The sequence below is a fragment of the Actinomycetospora sp. NBRC 106378 genome (genome assembly GCF_030269685.1).
Taxonomy (GTDB): Bacteria; Actinomycetota; Actinomycetes; order Mycobacteriales; family Pseudonocardiaceae; genus Actinomycetospora.
Window position 1 is genome coordinate 117,523 of the sequence record NZ_BSTT01000015.1, and the last position, 19,492, is coordinate 137,014.

The following is a 19,492-nucleotide window of genomic DNA, read 5'->3' on the forward strand; positions in this document are numbered from 1 at the left end:
CACTCTACGGAGCACAGGCCGCCAACCCGGCGAGCAGCTCCTCGACGACGGTGGGCTCCACGAGGTTCTCGGTGACGACGAGGCCGGGCATCAGCGTGATGACCAGCCTCGCGACGGCGGCGGGGCTCGTGCCGGGCGCGACCAGCCCGGCGTCGATCCAGCGCCGGACGAGAGCCTCGACGTGCCCGGCGACGGCGCGGTAGTAGGCCTCCACCCGTGCCCGGAGGTGCTCGCGGCGCAGCGCCTCGGTCCACGCCTGCATGGCGAGCCGGGAGAGGTCGTAGGGCTCCCCGCGGCGCGCCTGCACCGTCGCCACGAGCTGCTCGACCAGCCGGGCGGGCCCGGGCAGCGGGTCCTCGTCGAGCAGCGTCGTGAAGACCGCCTCCGCGGCGGCGAGCGCCTCGTCCACGGTCGCGTCGATCAGCTCGTCCTTGCCGGCGAAGTAGCGGTAGACCGCGTTCGCGGACATGCCGCTGGCCTCGATGACCTGGTCCATGGACGTGGCGTGGAAGCCGTCGCGCGAGAAGCAGGACCAGGCGCTCTCCAGGACGTGCCGACGACGGCGGTTCCAGGTCTCGGTGGTCAGGCGCGGCATCGCACCACCCTAAAGCGAGAACGCCTCCTTGCGTTTGACGACCTCGAGCGTCGGATCTACCGTTGCGATAACGAACGTTCTCGTGATGGGAGATGATCGTCATGCGCGTCGCCGTCCTCGGGACCGGCGCCATCGGCGCGGGCATGGCCCGGAGCCTGCTGCGGGCCGGCCACGGCGTCACGGTGTGGAACCGCACCCGGGAGCGGGCGGAGCCGCTCGCCGAGGACGGTGCCCGCGTGGCCGCCACCCTCGCCGACGCGGTCGCCGGCGCCGAGCTCGTCGTCGTCATCGTGTTCGACCTCGACGCCGTGCTCGACGTCCTCGACCGCATCGCCGGGGCACTGGACGACGACGCGGTCGTGGTCCAGAGCGCCACCGTCGGCGTCGGCGTCGACGCCGTGGTCGCCACCGCCGACCGACTCGGGATGCGGCTCGTCGACGCCCCCGTGCTGGGCAACCGCGGGCCGGCCGAACGGGGCGAGCTCCACGTCATGGCAGCGGGCGATCCCGCCCTGCGCCCGGCCGTCGAGCCGGCGCTCGACGCCGTCGCCGCGACCGTCACCTGGGTCGGCGACGCCCCCGGCCCGGCCAGCCGGGTCAAGCTCGCCGCCAACGCCTGGGTCACCGCCCTCAACCTGGCGATGGCCCAGTCCCTCGCGCTCGCCGACGGGCTGGGCGTCGCTCCCCGGCACGTCCTCGACGTGCTGGACGGCTCCGCCGCCGACAGCCCGTACCTGGGCTACAAGCGCGCGATCGCCCTGGGCGAGGACGACACCGTGATCACTCCGGTCGACGCGGTTCGCAAGGACATCGACCTCATCGGCGTCGCGGCCCGCGGGGCCGGTCTGCCGACCGACCTCGTCGACGTCGTCGACGCCCTCTACGCCCGCGCCTCGGCCGACGGCGACGGGGCCCGGGACATGGCCCGGCTGGTCACCACGTTGGGGCGCGCTGACGGAGCTGCGTCGTGACCGCCGCCCTCCCGACCCGGACCGACGTCCTCGTCGTCGGCGCCGGCCCCGCCGGCCTGACCCTGACCACCGCGCTCGCGCTCGCCGGCGTCGACCACGTCGCGCTGGAGCCGAAGGAGGCCGTCGCGCCCGGCGCCAAGGCCGCGGGGGTCCAGCCGCGAACCCTCGAGTACCTCGACCGGCTCGGGGTCGGTGCCACGCTGGTCGGCCGGGGTCTCCCCGGCGCCGGGTTCGCCCTGCGCGAGGGCGACGAGGAGCTGCTCCGCGTGTCCTACGCGTCGCTCGACTCGCCGCACCCGCACCTGCTGCTCGTGGGCCAGGACGTCACCGAGCAGGTCCTCGCCGACCGGCTCGGGGCCGTCGGCGGACGGCTGTTCCGCGGGTACCGCCTGCTCTCCTGGCAGCGCACGCACCCCGGTGTCCTGGCCACGGTCGCCGGCCCGGACGGCCTCGTCCGGACCGTGCAGGCGCGTTTCCTGGTGGGGGCGGACGGTCTGCACAGCCCGGTGCGCGAGGGGGCGGGCATCGCGTTCCGGGGCGACTCCCCGGCCACGCTGTTCGCCCTGGCCGACGTGCACCTCGACCTCGCCGGGCCACCGGACACCGACACCGCGTTCTTCCTCGCCCCCGACGGGATCGCCCTGGTGTCGCCGATGCCGGACGGGATGCACCGCGTCGTGACCTCGGTCCCGCCCGGGACGCCCCCGCCCTCCGCCGCCGACGTCGAGCACGCCCTCGCCACCCGCACCGGCGGGGCGCTGCGCACGGCGCGCGTCCGCGACGTGGCCGCGTCGACGACCTACCGGTTCCAGCAACGGGTCGCGAGCCGCCTCGTCGACGGGCCGGTCGCGCTGCTCGGCGACGCCGCGCACACCCACAGCCCCGCGGGCGGTCAGGGGATGAACACCGGTATCCAGGACGCCGCCGATCTCGCCTGGCGTCTCGCCGAGATCGTCCGGCACGGCGCGCCGGAGTCCCTGCTCGCGGGGTACGACGACGAGCGGCGTCCGGTCGCGGAGGAGCTCATCGCGTTCACCGGGCAGCTGACCGCCCTGACGACCCTGACCGATCCGCGTCTCGGCACGCTGCGCAACACGGTGCTCGCCGCGGTGCGGGACGTCCCCGCCGTCACGGACTTCCTCGCCGGACGGCTCTCGCAGCTCGACATCGGCTACGGCGCCGACGACCGGACCGGTCGGCGGCTGCCGCCGTCGCGGTTCGCCACGCCCGTCGACGCGCCCGTGTGGGTGCTGGCCGACCCGGGGGCGACCGCGGTCCACGGGGACCGGCCCCGTGTCGTGCCCGCGCCGGAGCTCACCGCGAGCGCCCTGGTCCGGCCGGACGGGATCATCGACGCCGTCGGGCTGACCGCCGACGCAGCACGGGAGCGGCTCGCGTGAGCGTCGACGCCCTGCACCCCCCGCACGACCCGGCGCCGCCCGATCTGCGTCCGGTGACGGTGCTGGCCGAGTGGGCTCCCGGCACGTTCCTGGAGAACCTCGCGCCGGGTCCGGACGGTTCGTGGTGGGTGACGAGCCCCAGCCACCGGTTCGTCGAGCGGATCGACGCCGACGGGCGCCGGCGCGCCCACGTCGACCTCCCCGCCGCGGCCACCGGCGTCGTCGCCGACGGCGACGCCGCGCTGGTCGCGTGCGGGGAGCCCGGCGCGCCCGGGTGGTCGCTCCTGCGGGTGGACGACGCCGGGTACGCGCCGTACGCGCGGCTCGACGACGTCACCTTCGCGAACGGGCTCGTGCGCCGCGACGACGAGCTCGTGGTCGCCGACTGCCTGCGCGGCGCGCTCGTCACCGTGTCCCCCGACGGCCGGGTCGCCGATCTCCTCGTCGACCCGCTGCTCGCGCCGGCGGACCCGGACGGGCCGCTGCCCGGGGTGAACGGCCTCGCCCTCGACCCGGCCGACGACCTCGTCCTGACGAGCACCGGACGCGGCCTGGTCCTGCGCCTGCGGGACGGCCGACTGGAGACCGTGGCCGACCGGCTGGTCGGCGACGACCTCGCCGTCGCCGCCGACGGCACCGCCTATCTCGCGACCCACACCTTCGACTCGATCCTGCGCCTGCGGCCCGACGGCTCCCGCCACGACGTGGCGCACCTGCCCGGGCCGACCTCGGTGCGGTCCGCCCCCGACGGCCACGGCCTCGTCGCCACCACCACCGGGGGCCTGCTCACCCGGGGTCCCGACGCCGGACCGGCCAGGCTCGTGCACCTCGACGTCGTCCCCGAGCTGGAGGAACGATGACCCCGACCCTGCGCGGCATCCACCACGTGAAGCTGCCGGTCTCCGACCTCGCGCGGTCCGTCGACTTCTACACGGCCGTGTTCGGCGCCGAGCGGCTCGCCGACGCCGACCACGTCGACCGCGACGGCCGCCTCTACGCCGTGATCCTGCGCGTCCCCGGGCTCGACCCGCTCGTCGAGCTCCGCCTGGAACCCGACCAGGCACGGGCGTCCGCCGGGTTCGACCCGATCACGCTCGCCGTCGACGACCGCGCCGCGCTCGCCGCCTGGTCGGCGCACCTCGACGCGCTCGGCGTCGACCACTCCCCCGTGATCGCCGCGATCCGGGCGTGGCTGGTCGTCCTGGCCGACCCGGACGGCACCCGGCTGCGGCTCTACACCCTCGAGCAGCACGGTCCCGAGGTCGCACCCGCCGAGGACGACCCCTGGATCACGCGGGCCTGAGGACCCGGGACGCACGAACGGCACCCCCGCGACGGGCGCGGGGGTGCCGTTCGGGTCGAGCCGGATCCGGCCGTGGCTCAGGCCTGGGCGCTGTCCGGCGTGTCCTCCGTGATCGCCTTGCCCGCGTACTCCGGGCCCGCCTGCTGGCGGGTCGCGGGGTCGGAACCGTTCGCACCGTGGATGGCGCGCCACACCGTCTCCGGGGTGAGCGGCATGTCGATGTGGTGGATCCCCAGGTGGGACACGGCGTCGATCACGGCGTTGTGCACCGCCGGGGTCGAGCCGATCGTGCCGGACTCCCCGATGCCCTTGGCCCCGATGGGGTTCAGCGGCGTGGTCGTCTCGGTGTTGGAGACCTCGAACGACGGCAGGTCCGCCGCGGTCGGGATCGTGTACGAGGCGAGGTTGCCCGAGGTCGGGTTGCCGTCCTCGTCGTAGGTCACCCGCTCGTAGAGGGCCTGCGAGATGCCCTGGGCGATGCCGCCGTGCTGCTGCCCGGCGACCAGCATCGGGTTGAGGATGATCCCGCAGTCGTCGACGGCGACGTGGCGGCGCTGCTTGACGAAGCCGGTGTCGAGGTCGACCTCGACGACGGCGATGTGGGTGCCGAACGGGAACGTCGAGTCGCCGGCCTTGAAGTCCAGCTCCTGCCGCATCTCGTGGCCCCGGCCGTCCTCGTACCCGGAGCCGTCCTCGGCCGCCTGCGCGATCTGCGCCCAGGTGATGACCTTGTCGCCGATGCCGCGGACGCCGAACCCGTCGTCGGAGTGGTCGATGTCCTCGACCGCCGCCTCGAGCAGGTGCGCCGCGATCTCGCGCGCCTCGGCCACCAGCTCCTGCGAGGCGTTGTGGATCGCCGTGCCGCCGGTCTGCAGGGACCGGGAGCCGAGCGTGCCGGCGCCGCTGCGGACGAGCTCGGTGTCCGACTGGACGAGCTTGATCTTCTCCATGGGCACGCCGAGCACCGAGGACGCGAGCTGGCAGAACGCCGTCTCGTGGCCCTGGCCGTGGGCGGAGGTGCCGGCCATGACGGTGAAGGTGCCGTCGGGGTGCGCCTGCGCGGAGCCGTACTCGCCGTCGAGGCCGAGCGGGGCGGTGACCTCGACGTAGGAGCCGACGCCGATCCCGAGCGCGATGCGGTCGCCGGACTCGCGGCGGCGCTTCTGCTCGGCGAGCAGCGCGTCGTAGCCCGCCGCCTCCTTCGCCGCGTCCGCCGCCTTCTCGTGCTCGGCGGTGTCGTAGTTCGCGCCGGTGAGGGTGGTCAGCGGGTACTGCTCGGGCTGCAGGTAGTTCTTGCGCCGGATCTCGAGCGGGTCCATCCCGATCTCGTCGGCGGCCATGTCGATGATCCGCTCGAGCAGCTGCGTCGCCTCGGGCCGCCCGGCCCCGCGGTAGGCGCCCACCGTGGTGGTGTTGGTGGCGACGGCCTTCCAGGTGAAGTCGATCGCCGGCAGGTCGTAGACGCCCTGGGCGAGGAGCTGCGTGAGGCTCGGGAGGACCGCGCCGATCGCCGGGTAGGCCCCCGCGTCGCCGACCGCGGTGGCGCGCAGGCCGACGAACGTCCCGTCGTTCTTGACGCCGAGCTCGACCCACTGCACCTGGGCGCGCCCGTGGACCATCGAGAGCATGTTCTCGGAACGGGTCTCGTTCCAGCGGACGGGACGGCCGAGCTTCTGCGCGGCGCGCGCGATGATCGAGTACTCCGAGTAGGCGAAGGCCTTCGGGCCGAAGCCGCCGCCGACGCGCGGGGCGATGACGCGGACGTCCTCGCCGTCGACGCCGAGGTCGCCCGCCATCTGGTCGCGCAGGCCGTGCGGGGTCTGGGTGGAGGCCCAGAAGGTCAGCTTGCCGTTCTCGCCGGGCTCGACGACGACGGCGTTCGGCTCCATCGGGACGCCCGCGAGCTTCTGGTTGTGGAACTTGGCCTTCACCACGACGTCGGCGTCGTCGAAGATGCCCTCGACCTCGCCGGTGCCGGCGCCCGCCACCATGTTCGACTCGGTGCCCTCGAAGAGCAGCGGGGCGTCGTCCGCCATGGCCGCCTCGATGTCGGTGACGGCGGGCAGCGGCTCGATGTCGGGGAACACGGTCTCGGCCGCGTCGATCGCCTCGCTCGCGGTCTCCGCGACCACGATGGCGACGATGTCGCCGACGTGGCGGACCTTGCCCTTGGCCAGCAGCGGGCGGTTCATCGTCTCGGGGACGACGCCCGGCAGGCCCGGCCGGTCGTTCAGCTCGAGGTCGGCCGCGGTGTACACCGCGACGACGCCCGGCATCCCCTTCGCCTCGTCGACGTCGATGTCACCGAGCGTGCCGTGCGCGATGGGCGAGCGGACGAAGAAGGCGTGCAGCGCGCCCTCGACGGGCATGTTCCCCGTGTAGACCCCGGCGCCGGTGATCAGCTCGCGGTCCTCGGTGCGCTTGACCGGGTGGCCCAGGATCGAGCCACCGGAATGGGTCGTGACGCTCACACATGCTCCTCTGCGGTGATGATCACTCCGGTCTCCGTCTTGCACACTAGACGAATACTGTGACCCCCTGCACAGGTCGTTTCCGCACGCCGAAAGCGCCCTCGGATGCGGAGTTGCGCGCAACTACTCCACCGCACCTGCGACGTGCAGGAGCAGTGGGACGAGGCGTTCGGCGTCCGTGGTCGACCCGTGCTGGCCGGGCAGGCGGGCGAGGACCGGCTCGTCGACCGACCTGATGACGGCGGCGCTGCCGCGCAGCGCGACGAGCAGGTCGGGCACCCGCTCGGCCAGGGCCGCGTCGACCGGTCCGAACCACTGCTCGTCGAGCGCCTCCTCCTTCCCGACGACGAGCGCGTCCTCGCCGAGCGTCCCGGTCCAGGCCGCGTGGACGTCGGCGACGGTGCCGGGGCGGCAGTAGAGCAGCCGGGCGCGCGGGTCGCCGCCGACGAGCGGCTCGTGTTCCCGGAGCGCGGGGTGGGTGTCGGCGTCGTGGCGGCGGTCCACGGTGACCATCCCGTGGTCGCCGGTGACCGCGAGGAGCGTTCCCGACGGCAGGTCCTCCGCCACCATCGCGCAGAAGTGGTCGATCATGCGCAGCTGCCGTCGCCAGGCGGGCGAGCCGGGGCCGTGGAGGTGCCCGAGCTGGTCGAGGTCGGCGTGGTAGCCGTAGGTGAGGCCCGGCGGCGCCGCGAGGATCTCCGCCGCGAGGTCGCCGAAGGAGCCCACGCCCCGGTACGTCGCGCCGCGCAGCCCGGAGCGGGTGAGGCCCGACTCGCGGAAGGCGCGGTCGGACACGACGGTGCACGGGACGGCGGTCCGCTCGAAGACGGTCGGGCGGGCCTGGACGCGCTCGGGGACGAGGCGTGCCCGCAGGTCCTCCTTCCCCCGGGTCCAGGTCAGGGCGTCGAGGAGCACGTCGTCGACCCGGAACCGGACGCCGAGGGTGCCGTGCGCGCCGGGCGGCAGGCCGGTGCCGAGGCTCGTCACGCTGATCGGGGTGCTGGTCGGGAACCCGACCTGCAGCGGGCCCACGTCGCGCAGCCCGGCCAGGAACGGGGCGTCGGCGGTGTGGGCGTCCAGCAGGTCCCGGCCGAGCCCGTCGACCAGCAGCAGCACGGCGTTCCGGGCGGGCGGCAGCGCGAGGCGCGGGGCCCCGTCGTCGTCGGCTTCGTCGGGGAGGGGGTCGCCGAGCGCCCGCAGCATCGCGGGGAGCACCGCGTCGAGTCCGGCCACCCGGCCGATCCTGGGGGTGGACGCAGGTGCGCGCACGTCCGTGGGCCGCTCCGGGCGTCGTCGAGACGTCACGGATCCGGCCGCCGACGGCCCGGCAGCCCCATGGGTGACGTCTCGCCCCGGTCCGAGGAGAGCGTCGCCGGCCGGGCGCGGTCACCTCCGGCCCGCGAGAGGACCCTCAGCGGGTTCGCGGCACCCACGTCGGCCAGCTGAGGGCCCGCTCGTCAGCGCTGTGTCACGTCGCCGCCGGGGCGGTCGCGGTGTGGCGCGCCGCGGCCGGGTGGGACAACCGATGCGCGACGACGAGCAGGAGCACGAACGCGACGATGGCCAGCACGACGTAGACGGCGAGCCCGCCGACCGAGTCCCAGATCGTGTGCAGGACGACCGCGACCACGTAGGTGAGGACGAAACCGCCGAACGCCCGGCCGCTCCAGCCGCGCTCGGCCCACCGCCACAGCGCGGCGGCGGTCAGTCCGGTCCACGCCATGTGGGCGGCCGGGGCGAGGAGCCCGCGCAGCACGAGCGTGCCGTCGACCGCGGTGATGTTCCCGCGGGTCTGGATCAGGATCGTCAGGGCGTAGCCCATCGTCTCCAGCGCCGCGAACCCCGCGCCCGACGCCACCCCGAGCACGAGACCGTTGGCGGGCATGCGCCGGTAGCGGGGCACGAGGAGGAGGGCGGCGGGGACGACGAGCTTGGCCGCCTCCTCGATCAGTGCCACGAACAGCATCGGCAGCCCACCGAGCCGTTGCAGCGCGTCGAACTCGAGGGTGCCGGCGACGACGGTGCCGATCACGCCGCCGAGCAGGGCGGTCAGCGCGAGGGCGTTCGCCCCGAGGTCGGTCGGCAGCCGTCGCCCGGCGATGAAGGTCAGGAACGCCGCGGGCACGACCGCCGCGCCGAGCAGGATCAGCGAGGGCACGAAGTTCGGGTTGAGCGTCGCGATCAGGGTGCGCCGGACGAGCTCGAAGAGCACGATCCCGACGACGAGGACCACGACCCACGCCCAGCGCCCGACCCGGGCCGGCGCCTGCACTCCTGTCATGGTGCGCATTCTGGGTCCCGGGCGCCGGAACGCTCAACTGCAGGTCAGCGGCCCGGTCACCCGTCCGGTGGACAATCCGGACGACGGGTGGGGGACCGCCCGGGACGCGGCGACAGGACGTCCCGGGCGGTCGGGGAGGGTGGTCTACAGGGACAGCAGCCGGTCGAAGAACTCGCGGTAGCGGCGCAGCGCCTGGCGGAGCTCCTCGGTGCCGGGTTCGGCGTTGCCGCTCCACTCCGCCTCGAGCTCGGAGCGCTGGTCGCGGAAGACCCGGCTCACCTCGTCGAGCACCTCGCCGACGAGCTGGTCGGCCTCGGTGACCGACTGCCGCGGCTCGTCGACGAACCCGGCCTGCACCTCCTGCCAGCGGTTGCGCAGGCGCTCGGAGGCGGTCGGGTCGAGGACGGAGACGGAGTCCTGGCCGGCGTCGTGGTCGTGCTGCCCGGCGTGGTCGCCGTGCTGGCGGGTGTAGCGCCCGGGCTCCTCGTCGCGGTGGGGGTCGGAGCCGTGCGTCCCGTCGGCGCGTCCGGCGTCACCGTCGCGGCGGCCGCGGTCGTCGGGCCGGTCGTCCCGGCGGTCCGCGGCGTCGTCGCGGTGGTCGGCGCGGTCCTCGCTGCTGGTGTCGGCGTGCGTGCTCACCGTCGGCTCCTGTCGTCGTCGCGGGCCTGGTCCTGGTCGTGCGTACGGCCGTTCTCACGGTGCCGCCCCGAGCGGTCGTCGTCGCGAGCCCGGTCGTCGTCGCGGGCCCGGTCGTCGTCGCGGGCCCGGTCGCCGTCGCGGGCCCGGTCGTCGGACCGGTGGCCGTGGTCGTCGCGCCCGCGGTCGTCGCCGCCGTCGTCGAGCAGGGCCTCGACGAGGCTGCGGTAGGAGGTGACGGCCCCACGCAGGTCCTCGGTGTCGGCGCTGCCGTCGCGCTGGGCGTCGCGGACGCGCCGCGCCTCGCGGTAGTTCTCGACGACGCGGGGGTGCTCGACGGAGATGTCGGCGGCCCGCTGGTCGAAGTCGTCGACCGGGTAGCCGCGCTCGCGCATGATCGTCGTGACCAGCGAGTCGGCCTTCTCGACCGCTCCGCCCGGGTCGTCGACGAACTCGGCCTGGATGCGCTTCCAGTCGCCCTGGAACCGCTCGCGGGTCTGCGGGTCGACGGGCTTCAGGTCGAGCTGCTTGTGGCGCTTGCGCCGCTCGGCGAGCTCCTTCTCCGCCTCGCCCCTGCTGTCGGCGTTCTCGACGGCGCGGTCGTACTCCGGTCCGAACTCCTGCTGGAGCTTCTGCGAGCGCCGGCGGGCGGCGATCGCGAGACCCCCGCCGACCAGGGCGGCCAGGACGACGATCACCACGATGACGACGATGACGGTGCTCATGACATGCCCTCCGGTGGGCGGCTGTTCATGACCCAGAGCGTCGTCCCGCACACGGGCGGTATCAATCGACCGTCGAGCGGCAGGTGGGCTGCGTCACACGGACGTCAGCCGATCGCCGCAAACCTCGACACGCCGTGGGGACGCGGTCGGTCACCGATCGAGGCGGCCACGAGGGCCCGTCCCGTGCCACCGTGCCGCACCGACCCGCCGTCGGGAACCCCCGACCCTCGTGACAGGAAAGCGTCGTTGCCGGCGTCGAGTGGCAGCAACGACGCGTTCCTGTCACGCGGTGGCGAGCAGCGCCTCGACCTCCGCGAGCCACGCCGCCCGGTGGGCCGTCTCGTCGTGGATGACGTGGCCCGCGCCGGGGAAGCGGCGCACCGTGACGTCGGGGTGGGCCTCGGTCAGCGCGGCCGCGGCGCTCGGGGGGAGGACGGTCCCGCTGTCCTCGCCGGCGGCCAGGACGCGGACCGGGACGGTGACCGGCGCGGTCAGGTCGAGCGCCGACAACGCCGTGCCGGCCGCGACCGCGTCGAACGCGGCCGGGTCGACGTCGAGGAAGCCCCGGGCACGGGCGTCGAGCACGTCCGGGCCCTGCACCTCCGCCGCGGGACGTCCGCCGAACACGGGCACCGTCCCGAGCGCAGCGGCGACGACGGCGGGGTCGGTCCCCGCGGCCTGCCAGCGCGCGACCTGGGAGCTCAGCCCCGCGAAGATCGGGGCGACCGTGCCCACGTCGGCCGACCGCAGCGGCGGGTCCTCGAGCAGGGCGGCGCGGATCAGCTCGGGCCGCCGTTGCGCGAGGGTCCACGCGATCGCCCCGCCGAGGGAGTTCCCGACGACGAGCGCCGGTCCGGTCCGCTCGAGGAGCTCCGCGACGTCGGAGACGTAGCCGTCGAGGTGGTATCCGTCCGCGACGCGGGGCGAGGCGCCGTGGCCCCGGAGATCGGCCCGCAGCACGCGGGCCCGCTCCCCCAGCGCGTCGGCCGCGAAGGCGAAGGTCCGCAGGCTGTTGCCGACCCCGTGCAGGAACAGCAGCGTCGGGGCGTCCGCACGTCCCGACGCCGCCACGTTGAGCGCGACCATGATCGGCAGTCTCCCCCGGACCCACCGGTGTGGCAGGAAAGCGTCGTTGCTGCCACTGGCTGACAGCAACGACGCTTTCCTGCCACCAGGGCTTCAGCCCAGTTCCGCCCGCAGGATCGACGCCGCGCCGGCCATGGCGGCCATCTTCCCGTCGGCCACGTCACGGGGCAGGTACTTCATCCCGCAGTCGGTGGCGATGACGATCTGCTCGGGCGGCAGGTGGTCGAACGCCCGGCGGACGCGCCCGGCCACGGTCTCGGCCGTCTCCACCGCCGGGTCGGACAGGTCGATCACGCCCAGGATGATCGTCTTGTCGGTCAGGTCGCGGAGCACCCCGAGGTCGAGCCCGGACTGCGCGGTCTCGATCGAGATCTGGTCCACCGGGCAGCCCGCGAGCTCGGGCAGGAACGAGTAGCCCTCCGGCCGCTCGTGGATGATCGCCGCGTACCCGAAGCACAGGTGCACCGCGGTCGTCCCGGTGACGCCCTCGAGCGCGGCGTTCAGCGCGGCCAGCCCGTACTGGCGCGCCGGCTCCGGGCGGGCCTGCATGTACGGCTCGTCGATCTGGACGACGTCGGCGCCGGCCTCGAACAGGTCCTTGACCTCGGCGTTCACCGCCGCCGCGTACGCCATCGCGGCGGCCTCGGCATCGGGGTAGAAGTCGTTCTGTGCCTGCTGGGACATCGTGAACGGCCCCGGCACCGTGATCTTGATCGTGCGGTCCGTGTTCGCCCGCAGGAACTCCACGTCCCGGCGCTCGATCGGGTGCGTCCGCCGGATCTCCCCGGCGATGCGCGGCACCGGGTTGGGGTGCCCGGAGCGGTCGAGCGCGGTCCCCGGGTTGTCGATGTCGACGCCGTCGAGGGCGGTCGCCATGTGGTTGGAGTAGCTCTCGCGGCGCATCTCGCCGTCGGTGATCACGTCGAGCCCGGCGCGCTCCTGCGCCCGGATCGCGAGCAGCGTCGCGTCGTCCTGGGCCTGCTCCAGGTACTGCTCCTCGACCCGCCACAGCTCCTTCGCCCGCACGCGCGGCGGGAACCGGCCCGCGAGCTTCGCGCGGTCGATCAGCCAGTCCGGCTGGGCGTAGGAGCCGACCAGCGACGTCGGCAGGAGGGTCACGACGCGACCTGCAGCACGAAGTCGTACTCCGCCTCGAGCCACGGGACGTCGCTCGACCCGCCGTCGGGCGTGGGCCCCGGGTCGCGCTCGACGAAGCGCACGATGAGCTCCTCCTTGACGCCGTAGACGACGTCGGTGCCGAGGTACTCGGCGCCCTCCTGGAACAGGTGCGTGATCAGCGGCTCGTAGCCGGGCACGGCCAGCCAGAAGTGCACATGTGCGGGACGCATCCAGCTGATGTCGGTCTGGTGGATCAGCTCGCCGACCGGCCCGTCCATGGGGATGGCATACCCCTTGGGCGCGATCGTGCGCAGGCAGTACGACCCGTCGTCGCGCGACCGGTACTTCGCCCGCAGCCGGGCCTCGTCGACGTCGAGCTGGGACTCGTAGGCGCCCTCGGCGTCGGCCTGCCAGACGTCCATCGGCGCACCCGCGATCGGCGTCCCGTCGAGCGAGCGGACGACGCCGTGGACGTAGAGCGGGGTGCCCTCGACGCCGTCGGACATGTCGCCGCCGAAGCCGAGCTCGGGCGAGTCGTCGATGAAGAACGGCCCGAGCACGGTCGCGGGCGTCGCGCCCTCGCGCAGCCGGTTGTTCTGCTGGACGACGAGCATCGACAGGCCCAGCACGTCGGAGGTGAGGATGAACTCCTCGCGCTTGTCGTTGCTGATCTGGCCGGTGCGGGTGAGCCACTGGATCGCGGCCATCCACTCGGCCTCGGTCAGCGCCGTCTCCCGGGCGAACGCGTGCAGGTGGCGGACGAGCGACGTGAGGAGTTCGGCGGTCCGCGGGTCGTGGGCCGTGGCCCACCGTTCGACGGCGACGTCGGTGATCGTCTCCTCGGTGACGGTCCGCGGCGTGGTGGAGGACGTCATCGTTGCTCCTCGGGAAGGGACGGCGGCTGGTAGGGATCAGGATCCACCGGTCGGTTGTGCAGGTCGACCGACAGGAAGATGTCGTTCGCGACGGGGTGGCGCAGTTCCTCGGCGAGCTGGCCGATCAGACCGGCCGTCCGGGCCAGCAGGGCGAACCCGCGCAGCAGCTCGAGCGGCAGCCCGAGGTCGGCGAGGACCGCCCCGCACACCCCGGCGCCGTTGAGTGGCAGCGTCTTCCCGAGCACCTGCGGGTGCACCCGGCCGATCGCGGCGAACAGCGCCAGGTGCGGGCCGGTGACGCCCTCCTCGGCGGCGAGCGCCATGAGCTTCGGCGTGCGGGGGTCACCCTGCTTGTGCACGTGGTGGCCGAGACCGGGGACGAATTTCTTCTGCGCCCGCTGCTCGGTGACCACCCGCAGGGCGAGCTCGTCCCACCCGGCGTCGTCCGTGGGCAGTGGCGCGGTGAGCTGGTCGTGCAGGAAGCGTCCGCAGTCCTCGGTGACCCCGAGGAAGCGCGAGCCGCCCGCGAGCAGCCCCGCCGCGATCGCGCCCTGGACCGAGTCCGGTGCCGAGAGGTGCGTCAACCGCGTGACGATGGCCGTGGGCGTGTAGCCGTGGTCGGCCAGCGCCGCGAGGACCGCCTCGAACACCCGGGTCTGACCGGGCGACGGCCGCCGCTGCGTGGCCAGCCAGAACGCCAGCTCCCCGAACCCGACCTGCCCCATCACGTCCTCGACGAGGTCGTGGCCGAGCAGGGTGATCCTGTCCGGCGACGACGCGCCGAGCGCGGTCTCGTACTCGTGCTCACTCACCGGTCTGCAACCACTTCCGGAGCTCCTCGCCGTGTTCGTCGAGCTCGGGCGGGGGCAGCTCGTAGACCGCGGGGGTCGCCGAGAACCGGATGGGGTGCCGCGTCGTCGGGACCGCGCGCTCACCCTCGCCGACCTCGACGACCGGGTCGAGCCCGAACCGCTCCGCCATGGCGAACCCGCCGTCGATCGACTGGATCGGCCCGCACGGCACTCCCGCGGCGACCAGCAGGTCGAACCACTCGACCGCTGTCTTCTCCTTCAGTTTCCCGACGAGGATCGGGCGCAGCTCCTCGCGGTTCTTCGTCCGGTCGGCGTTGCGGGCGAAGCGCTCGTCGTCGGCGACCCCCTCGAGGCCGAGGACCTCGCAGAGCTTGCGGAACTGACCGTCGTTCGCGGCGGTGACGATGAGGTCGTCGTCGGCGGTCTCGAGAGGCTCGTAGGGGAAGACGCTCGGGTGGGCGTTGCCCATGCGGTGCGGCACCACCCCGCCCGCGACCCACGCGCTGGAGTGGTTGACCAGTCCCGTCAGCGCAGACGACAGCAGGTTGACCTCGACGTGCTGCCCGTCTCCGGAGGCGTCGCGGTGGCGCAGCGCGGCGAGGATGCCGATCACGGCGTGGTTCCCGGCCATCACGTCGAAGACGGAGATGCCGGCGCGGAAGGGCTCGCCGTCGGGATCGCCGGTGAGGTCCATCAGGCCCGAGATCGCCTGGACCATCAGGTCGTAGCCCGGGACGTGCGCGCCCTTCCCGGAGCCGAACCCGGAGATGCTGGCGTAGACGACGCCCGCGTTGCTCTCGCGCACCGTCTCGTAGTCCAGGCCGTACTTCGTCATCCCGCCCGGGCGCAGGTTCTCGATCACGACGTCGGCGCGGCGCGCGAGCTCACGGGCGACCGCCACGTCGTCGGGGTCGCGCAGGTCGAGGGCGATGCTGCGCTTCCCGCGGTTCACCCCGAGGTAGTACGTCGAGGTCTCCCCGCGGGTCGGGGGCATCCAGGTGCGCGTGTCGTCGCCCTTCGGGCCCTCGACCTTCACCACCTCGGCACCCATGTCCGCGAGCAGCATCGTCGCGTAGGGCCCGGCGAGGATCCGGGAGAAGTCGGCCACGAGCACCCCGTCGAGCGGGCCAGCCATGCGCGATCCTCTCTCTGTCCGTCTGTCGGACGATCGTCCGCTACTGATCCTCTGCCTTCCCGACGACGGGCGTCAAGGCTTGGCGGGCTCCGCGTCCACCCCCGCGTAGGCGTGGGCGAACCAGCGCGCGAGCAGGGGGTCGTCCCGCAGCCGGCGCACCCAGCCCTCCCGCATCGCGTCGACGAACGCGGCCGCCCCGTCGCCGCCGAGGGCGTCGCTGGAGAAGGCCGACAGCACGCGCAGGAACCAGTCGGAGAAGCCCTGCGTCTGCGCGATCACCGGCAGGCGGGTGTCGGAGTAGGCGTCGCGGCGCCCCGGATCGCCGTGGTTGGCCTCGATCAGCCCGTGGGCGAGCTCGACGGCGTCGGCGACCGCGAGGTTCATCCCCTTGCCGCCGGCGGGGGTGATGAGGTGCGCCGCGTCGCCGACCAGGAAGGCCGGGCCCGCCTGCATCGGGGTCGTGATGCGGGTGCGCAGGTCGAGGTCGTCGACGCTGATCTCCACCCCGTCGAGGGCGCCGGGCTCACCGAGGCGGTCGGCCAGGTCCCGGCGCAGGTCGTCGGGGTCGAGGTCGGCCCCGCTGACCTCGACCGGCACCTCGAGGTAGAACCGCGTCTCGTCCGGCCCGCGTCGCAGGTGCGCGGCGTACCCGCGCGGGTGGATGGCATAGATCGTGTGGCCGACCAGCGGCGCCGTCCGGGCGGACACGACCAGCCAGCGCGCGGCGAGCGGACGGTCGAGGACCCGGACGCGGTCGCCGAGGGCCCGGGCGACGACGCTGTTCGCGCCGTCCGCGCCGACGACCGCGCGGGGGTGCCAGGTGGTGTCGCCGACGGTGACGCTCGGCCGGTCGGGGTCGACGTGCGTGACCCGGTGGCCGAAGTACAGGGGCGCTCCCTCGTCGCCGAGGGCCTCGACGAGCTCGGCGACCAGCCGGTGCTGCGGGAAGACGTAGTGCGGCCGGTCGCCGGTCAGGTCGGCGTAGTCGAACACGTGCCGGGTCCGCGGCGTGCGGAACTCGACCCGGCGGTTCTCGGCGTCGAACTCCAGCGGCAGGCCCTCGCGCCGCAGCAGCTCGACCGTCCGGTACTCGACGATCCCGGCCTTCGGCAGCGTGCCGACCTCGTCGCGCGCCTGCCGGTCCACCAGCACGTACGGCACCTCGGCGCGCTGGAGCATCCACGCCAGGACCAGCCCGGCCGGCCCGGCACCGACGATCACCACCTCGGGGTCCGTCACGATCTCCATCGTGCGCCCGGGATCGAGCGGCGCGCGCGCCGACTTCCGGCCGGTGGGAACCGGTCCCGCCCGGCGAGGTGCACACCAGGCACGTCATGGGCCACTCGACCCTGCCTCACGTCACCCTCGCGACCGGGTCTGGGGCCGTGCCCGGGGCCGGGGCCGCGCCGCTCCCCCGAGGTGCACACCAGGCACGCCGCAGACCCGCGGAAGCTGCCTCACGTCACCCTCGCGAACGGGGCCGTGCCCGGGGCCGGGCGACGATGCGGCGTTCCTGCCACTGGATGACAGCAACGACGCTTTCCTGCCACCGGGGTGGGGCTACGAGGCGGGCACCGACACGTGCGGCAACGACTCGCGACGGGCGAAGTCGGCGCTGATCTCCCCGGCCGCCGCGAGCAGCAACGGCAGGTGGTGCTCCACGAGGCGCTCGACCGACGTCTCGGCGGCGTGGCAGTTGACGTTGACCCCGGCGATCACGCGTCCCGACCCGTCGCGCAGCGGCGCCGCGACCGACCGGATACCGAGGGTCAGCTGCTCGTCGGTCAGCGCCCATCCGCGCGCCCGGACCTCGCGCAGGGCCGCGTCCCGCTCCTCGCGCGAGGGCTGCCAACGCGGCGTGAGCCCGGAGCGGGTCGGCTCGGCGAGGACACGCTCCAGCTCGTCGGGCGGCAGGGCCGCCAGCTGGACCTTGCCCAGCGAGGTCGGCAGGGCCGGGAACCGGGTCCCGATCGTCACCGCCAGCGACACGATCTTCGGCACCGACGCGCGGGCGACGTAGACGATGTCCGACCCGTCGAGCTGGGCGATCGAGCACGACTCGTGCGTCCGCGCCGACAGCGCCTCGAGGTGCGGCCGCGCGATGTCCCACAGCCCCATCGACCCCACGTAGGCCACGCCCAGGTCGAGCACCCGGGGGGTGAGCACGTACCCCCGCTCGCCCGCCCGCACGTACCCGAGCTCGGTCAGCGTGATGAGGATGCGGCGGGCCGTCGGACGGGCGAGGTTCGCGGCGGCCGCGACCTCCGCGAGCGTCATCTCCGGCCGGGTCGGCGAGAACGCGGCGATCACGTCCAGCCCGCGCGCGAGCGCCTCGATGAAGTCGGGTCCGGTTCCCTCGCGCGGCACGCTGCGCACCCTACGTCCGCCAGGCGGACACGCGACCCCTTCCCGACGACGGGTCGGTGCCGGTTGACACCGCAACCGTCGCTGAGCACAGTGACCTGCACCATCTGACCGACAGCCGGACAGATGTCCGAACGTGAGGGAGCCAGCACGATGAGTGAGGCCCGCCGTCCCGTCGTCCTGCGCGGAGGCACGGTGCTGACGCTGGACGCCGCGCACACCGTGCTGACCGACGCCGACGTCCTCGTGGTCGACGACCGGATCGCCGCGGTCGGGACGCAGCTCGACGTCCCCGAGGGCACCGAGGAGATCGACGCCCGCGGCGGCATCGTCATGCCCGGGATGATCGACACCCACCGGCACATGTGGCAGACCGCGATGCGGGGCTACGGCGCCGACTGGACCCTCACCCAGTACTTCGTCTGGTACTACCTCGAGCACGGCCGCGCGTTCCGTCCCGAGGACGTGTACGCGGGCAACCTGGTCGGCGCCATCGAGGCCGTCGACGCCGGCGTGACGACGACCGTCGACTGGTCGCACGGGCTCCAGACCGCGCAGCACGCCGACGCCGCCGTCGACGCGCTGCAGGCCGTCCCGGGCCGGTTCGTCCTCGCCTACGGCAACATCCAGGACGCGCCCGCGAACTGGACCGCCTCGCCGGAGTTCCGCGACTTCGTCGGGCGCCGGATGAGCGGCGACCGCGACCTGCTGGGCTTCCAGCTCGCCTTCGACGTCACCGGCGACCCCACGTTCCCGGAGAAGCCGGCCTTCGAGGTCGCCCGCGAGCTCGGCGTCCCGGTGACCACGCACGCCGGCGTCTGGGGCGCCACGAACGACGACGGCATCCGCCTGATGCACGACCACGGCTTCATGACGCCGGAGACCGTCTACGTCCACGCCGCGACGCTCTCGGCCGACTCATACCACCGCATCGCCGCGACCGGTGGCTCCGTCTCGGTGTCGACCGAGAGCGAGCAGTCGGCGGGCCAGGGCTACCCGCCCACCTGGGCGCTGCGCTCCCACGGCATCCCGGTGTCGCTGTCGATGGACACCACGGTCTGGTGGAGCGGCGACCTGTTCTCCGCCATGCGCACGACCCTCGGCGCCGACCGCTCCCGCGAGCACCTCGAGGCGCACGCGAAGGGCGAGACGGTCACCCACGCGTCGCTGCGCGCCGAGCAGGTCGTCGACTGGGCGACCCGCGGCGGCGCGGCCGCGCTGGGCCGCGACGACCTCGGCAGCCTGGAGCCCGGGAAGAAGGCCGACGTGGTGCTGATCCGCAACGAGCACTCGCCGGTGAGCTTCCCGCTGCTGCACCCGTACGGGCACGTCGCGTTCCAGGCCCAGCGCGGCGACGTGGAGGCCGTGATCGTCGACGGTCGAGTGGTCAAGCGGGACCACCGCCTCGTCGGGATCGACCTCGCCGCCGCGCGCCGCACGGTGGAGTCGACCGTGGAGCACCTGCGCTCCACCCTGGGCGAGGAGGCCTGGACCGCGGGGATGAACCCGGAGGTGCCGGAGACGAAGGTGCTGGACAACCCGTACACCTACACCGACTACCGGTCGGCCTCGACGCACGAGGTGCGCTGACGCGCCCGTGAGTACTTCTCCGTGTCCTGGCACGGTGTGATGTCTCAGCACATCCTGGACAGATAAGTCTCAGCACATCGCGGACAGGTTGGTGTTCCGCTGGTAGCGGACGCTGCGGTCAAGGGTAAG

General features: G+C 73.7%; 18 protein-coding genes. 5 read left to right on the top strand and 13 right to left on the bottom strand.

The features are described 5' to 3' along the window. Nucleotides 1–4: 4 nt before the first annotated feature. Complete coding sequence (locus tag QSK00_RS25450; RefSeq protein WP_285595412.1) at nucleotides 5–595, bottom strand: TetR/AcrR family transcriptional regulator; 591 nt, start codon at nucleotides 593–595, stop codon at nucleotides 5–7. Nucleotides 596–696: 101 nt separating this feature from the next. Here QSK00_RS25450 and QSK00_RS25455 point away from each other — a divergent pair, with 101 nt between their 5' ends. The 4 genes from QSK00_RS25455 to QSK00_RS25470 are packed head-to-tail and all read left to right on the top strand — an operon-like array spanning nucleotide 697 to nucleotide 4,269. Further along, nucleotides 697–1,566 carry an NAD(P)-dependent oxidoreductase gene (locus QSK00_RS25455; protein WP_285595414.1) on the top strand — a complete coding sequence of 290 codons (870 nt, stop codon included), beginning with the start codon at nucleotides 697–699 and terminating at the stop codon, nucleotides 1,564–1,566. After that, the gene (locus tag QSK00_RS25460) at nucleotides 1,563–2,966 is read left to right on the top strand and encodes an FAD-dependent monooxygenase (protein ID WP_285595417.1); all 1,404 of its coding nucleotides are present in this window, start codon (nucleotides 1,563–1,565) and stop codon (nucleotides 2,964–2,966) included. Before QSK00_RS25455 ends, QSK00_RS25460 begins: the two co-directional genes overlap by 4 nt. Beyond that, entirely contained in the window at nucleotides 2,963–3,826 is an 864-nt protein-coding gene (locus tag QSK00_RS25465) for an SMP-30/gluconolactonase/LRE family protein (protein WP_285595419.1), read from the top strand. The genes QSK00_RS25460 and QSK00_RS25465 overlap by 4 nt, the downstream gene beginning before the upstream one ends. Beyond that, entirely contained in the window at nucleotides 3,823–4,269 is a 447-nt protein-coding gene (locus QSK00_RS25470; protein WP_285595422.1) for a VOC family protein, read from the top strand. Before QSK00_RS25465 ends, QSK00_RS25470 begins: the two co-directional genes overlap by 4 nt. Nucleotides 4,270–4,346: 77 nt before the next feature. On the opposite strand, the gene QSK00_RS25475 is transcribed toward QSK00_RS25470, so the two are convergent. The 12 genes from QSK00_RS25475 to QSK00_RS25530 form a co-directional block, all read right to left on the bottom strand. Beyond that, entirely contained in the window at nucleotides 4,347–6,740 is a 2,394-nt protein-coding gene (locus QSK00_RS25475; RefSeq protein WP_285595424.1) for a xanthine dehydrogenase family protein molybdopterin-binding subunit, read from the bottom strand. 123 nt (nucleotides 6,741–6,863) lie between these two features. Beyond that, the gene (locus QSK00_RS25480) at nucleotides 6,864–7,973 is read right to left on the bottom strand and encodes an alkaline phosphatase family protein (protein WP_285595426.1); all 1,110 of its coding nucleotides are present in this window, start codon (nucleotides 7,971–7,973) and stop codon (nucleotides 6,864–6,866) included. A 235-nt stretch (nucleotides 7,974–8,208) separates the two neighbouring features. Next, entirely contained in the window at nucleotides 8,209–9,021 is an 813-nt protein-coding gene (locus tag QSK00_RS25485; RefSeq protein ID WP_285595428.1) for a PrsW family intramembrane metalloprotease, read from the bottom strand. Between the two features lie 144 nt (nucleotides 9,022–9,165). After that, the gene (locus tag QSK00_RS25490; protein WP_285595430.1) at nucleotides 9,166–9,660 is read right to left on the bottom strand and encodes a hypothetical protein; all 495 of its coding nucleotides are present in this window, start codon (nucleotides 9,658–9,660) and stop codon (nucleotides 9,166–9,168) included. After that, nucleotides 9,657–10,382 (bottom strand): hypothetical protein, encoded by a 726-nt coding sequence (locus QSK00_RS25495; RefSeq protein ID WP_285595432.1) that lies wholly within the window; start codon nucleotides 10,380–10,382, stop codon nucleotides 9,657–9,659. The genes QSK00_RS25490 and QSK00_RS25495 overlap by 4 nt, the downstream gene beginning before the upstream one ends. A 282-nt stretch (nucleotides 10,383–10,664) precedes the next feature. Further along, nucleotides 10,665–11,468 carry an alpha/beta fold hydrolase gene (locus tag QSK00_RS25500; RefSeq protein ID WP_285595434.1) on the bottom strand — a complete coding sequence of 268 codons (804 nt, stop codon included), beginning with the start codon at nucleotides 11,466–11,468 and terminating at the stop codon, nucleotides 10,665–10,667. Between the two features lie 93 nt (nucleotides 11,469–11,561). Further along, a complete protein-coding gene (locus QSK00_RS25505) occupies nucleotides 11,562–12,587 on the bottom strand; it encodes a uroporphyrinogen decarboxylase family protein (RefSeq protein WP_285595436.1) in 1,026 nt (341 codons plus the stop codon). Continuing rightward, complete coding sequence (locus QSK00_RS25510; RefSeq protein WP_285595439.1) at nucleotides 12,584–13,462, bottom strand: dioxygenase family protein; 879 nt, start codon at nucleotides 13,460–13,462, stop codon at nucleotides 12,584–12,586. The genes QSK00_RS25505 and QSK00_RS25510 overlap by 4 nt, the downstream gene beginning before the upstream one ends. Further along, nucleotides 13,459–14,274, bottom strand: coding sequence for a citryl-CoA lyase (locus tag QSK00_RS25515; RefSeq protein ID WP_285595440.1), 816 nt, complete (start codon nucleotides 14,272–14,274; stop codon nucleotides 13,459–13,461). The genes QSK00_RS25510 and QSK00_RS25515 overlap by 4 nt, the downstream gene beginning before the upstream one ends. Then, on the bottom strand, nucleotides 14,267–15,409 hold the full coding sequence (locus QSK00_RS25520) for a CaiB/BaiF CoA transferase family protein (protein ID WP_285595442.1): 1,143 nt from the start codon (nucleotides 15,407–15,409) through the stop codon (nucleotides 14,267–14,269). The genes QSK00_RS25515 and QSK00_RS25520 overlap by 8 nt, the downstream gene beginning before the upstream one ends. Before the next feature lie 72 nt (nucleotides 15,410–15,481). Further along, nucleotides 15,482–16,648: an FAD-dependent monooxygenase gene (locus QSK00_RS25525; RefSeq protein WP_285595443.1), complete on the bottom strand. Its 1,167-nt coding sequence runs from the start codon at nucleotides 16,646–16,648 to the stop codon at nucleotides 15,482–15,484. A 321-nt stretch (nucleotides 16,649–16,969) separates the two neighbouring features. Further along, on the bottom strand, nucleotides 16,970–17,776 hold the full coding sequence (locus QSK00_RS25530) for an IclR family transcriptional regulator domain-containing protein (protein ID WP_285595446.1): 807 nt from the start codon (nucleotides 17,774–17,776) through the stop codon (nucleotides 16,970–16,972). Nucleotides 17,777–17,926: 150 nt separating this feature from the next. Between QSK00_RS25530 and QSK00_RS25535 the strand changes: the two genes are divergently transcribed. Beyond that, nucleotides 17,927–19,363 (top strand): amidohydrolase family protein, encoded by a 1,437-nt coding sequence (locus QSK00_RS25535; RefSeq protein ID WP_285595448.1) that lies wholly within the window; start codon nucleotides 17,927–17,929, stop codon nucleotides 19,361–19,363. The last annotated feature ends 129 nt before the right edge of the window (nucleotides 19,364–19,492 follow it).

What these genes read in the sequence shown, in the direction of transcription:
- QSK00_RS25470 (WP_285595422.1), top strand. Translation starts at nt 3,823, where the DNA reads ATGACCCCGACCCTGCGCGGCATCCACCACGTGAAGCTGCCGGTCTCC.
- QSK00_RS25450 (WP_285595412.1), bottom strand. Translation starts at nt 595, where the DNA reads ATGCCGCGCCTGACCACCGAGACCTGGAACCGCCGTCGTCGGCACGTC.
- QSK00_RS25510 (WP_285595439.1), bottom strand. Translation starts at nt 13,462, where the DNA reads ATGACGTCCTCCACCACGCCGCGGACCGTCACCGAGGAGACGATCACC.
- QSK00_RS25485 (WP_285595428.1), bottom strand. Translation starts at nt 9,021, where the DNA reads ATGACAGGAGTGCAGGCGCCGGCCCGGGTCGGGCGCTGGGCGTGGGTC.
- QSK00_RS25495 (WP_285595432.1), bottom strand. Translation starts at nt 10,382, where the DNA reads ATGAGCACCGTCATCGTCGTCATCGTGGTGATCGTCGTCCTGGCCGCC.
- QSK00_RS25535 (WP_285595448.1), top strand. Translation starts at nt 17,927, where the DNA reads ATGAGTGAGGCCCGCCGTCCCGTCGTCCTGCGCGGAGGCACGGTGCTG.
- QSK00_RS25455 (WP_285595414.1), top strand. Translation starts at nt 697, where the DNA reads ATGCGCGTCGCCGTCCTCGGGACCGGCGCCATCGGCGCGGGCATGGCC.
- QSK00_RS25500 (WP_285595434.1), bottom strand. Translation starts at nt 11,468, where the DNA reads ATGGTCGCGCTCAACGTGGCGGCGTCGGGACGTGCGGACGCCCCGACG.
- QSK00_RS25520 (WP_285595442.1), bottom strand. Translation starts at nt 15,409, where the DNA reads ATGGCTGGCCCGCTCGACGGGGTGCTCGTGGCCGACTTCTCCCGGATC.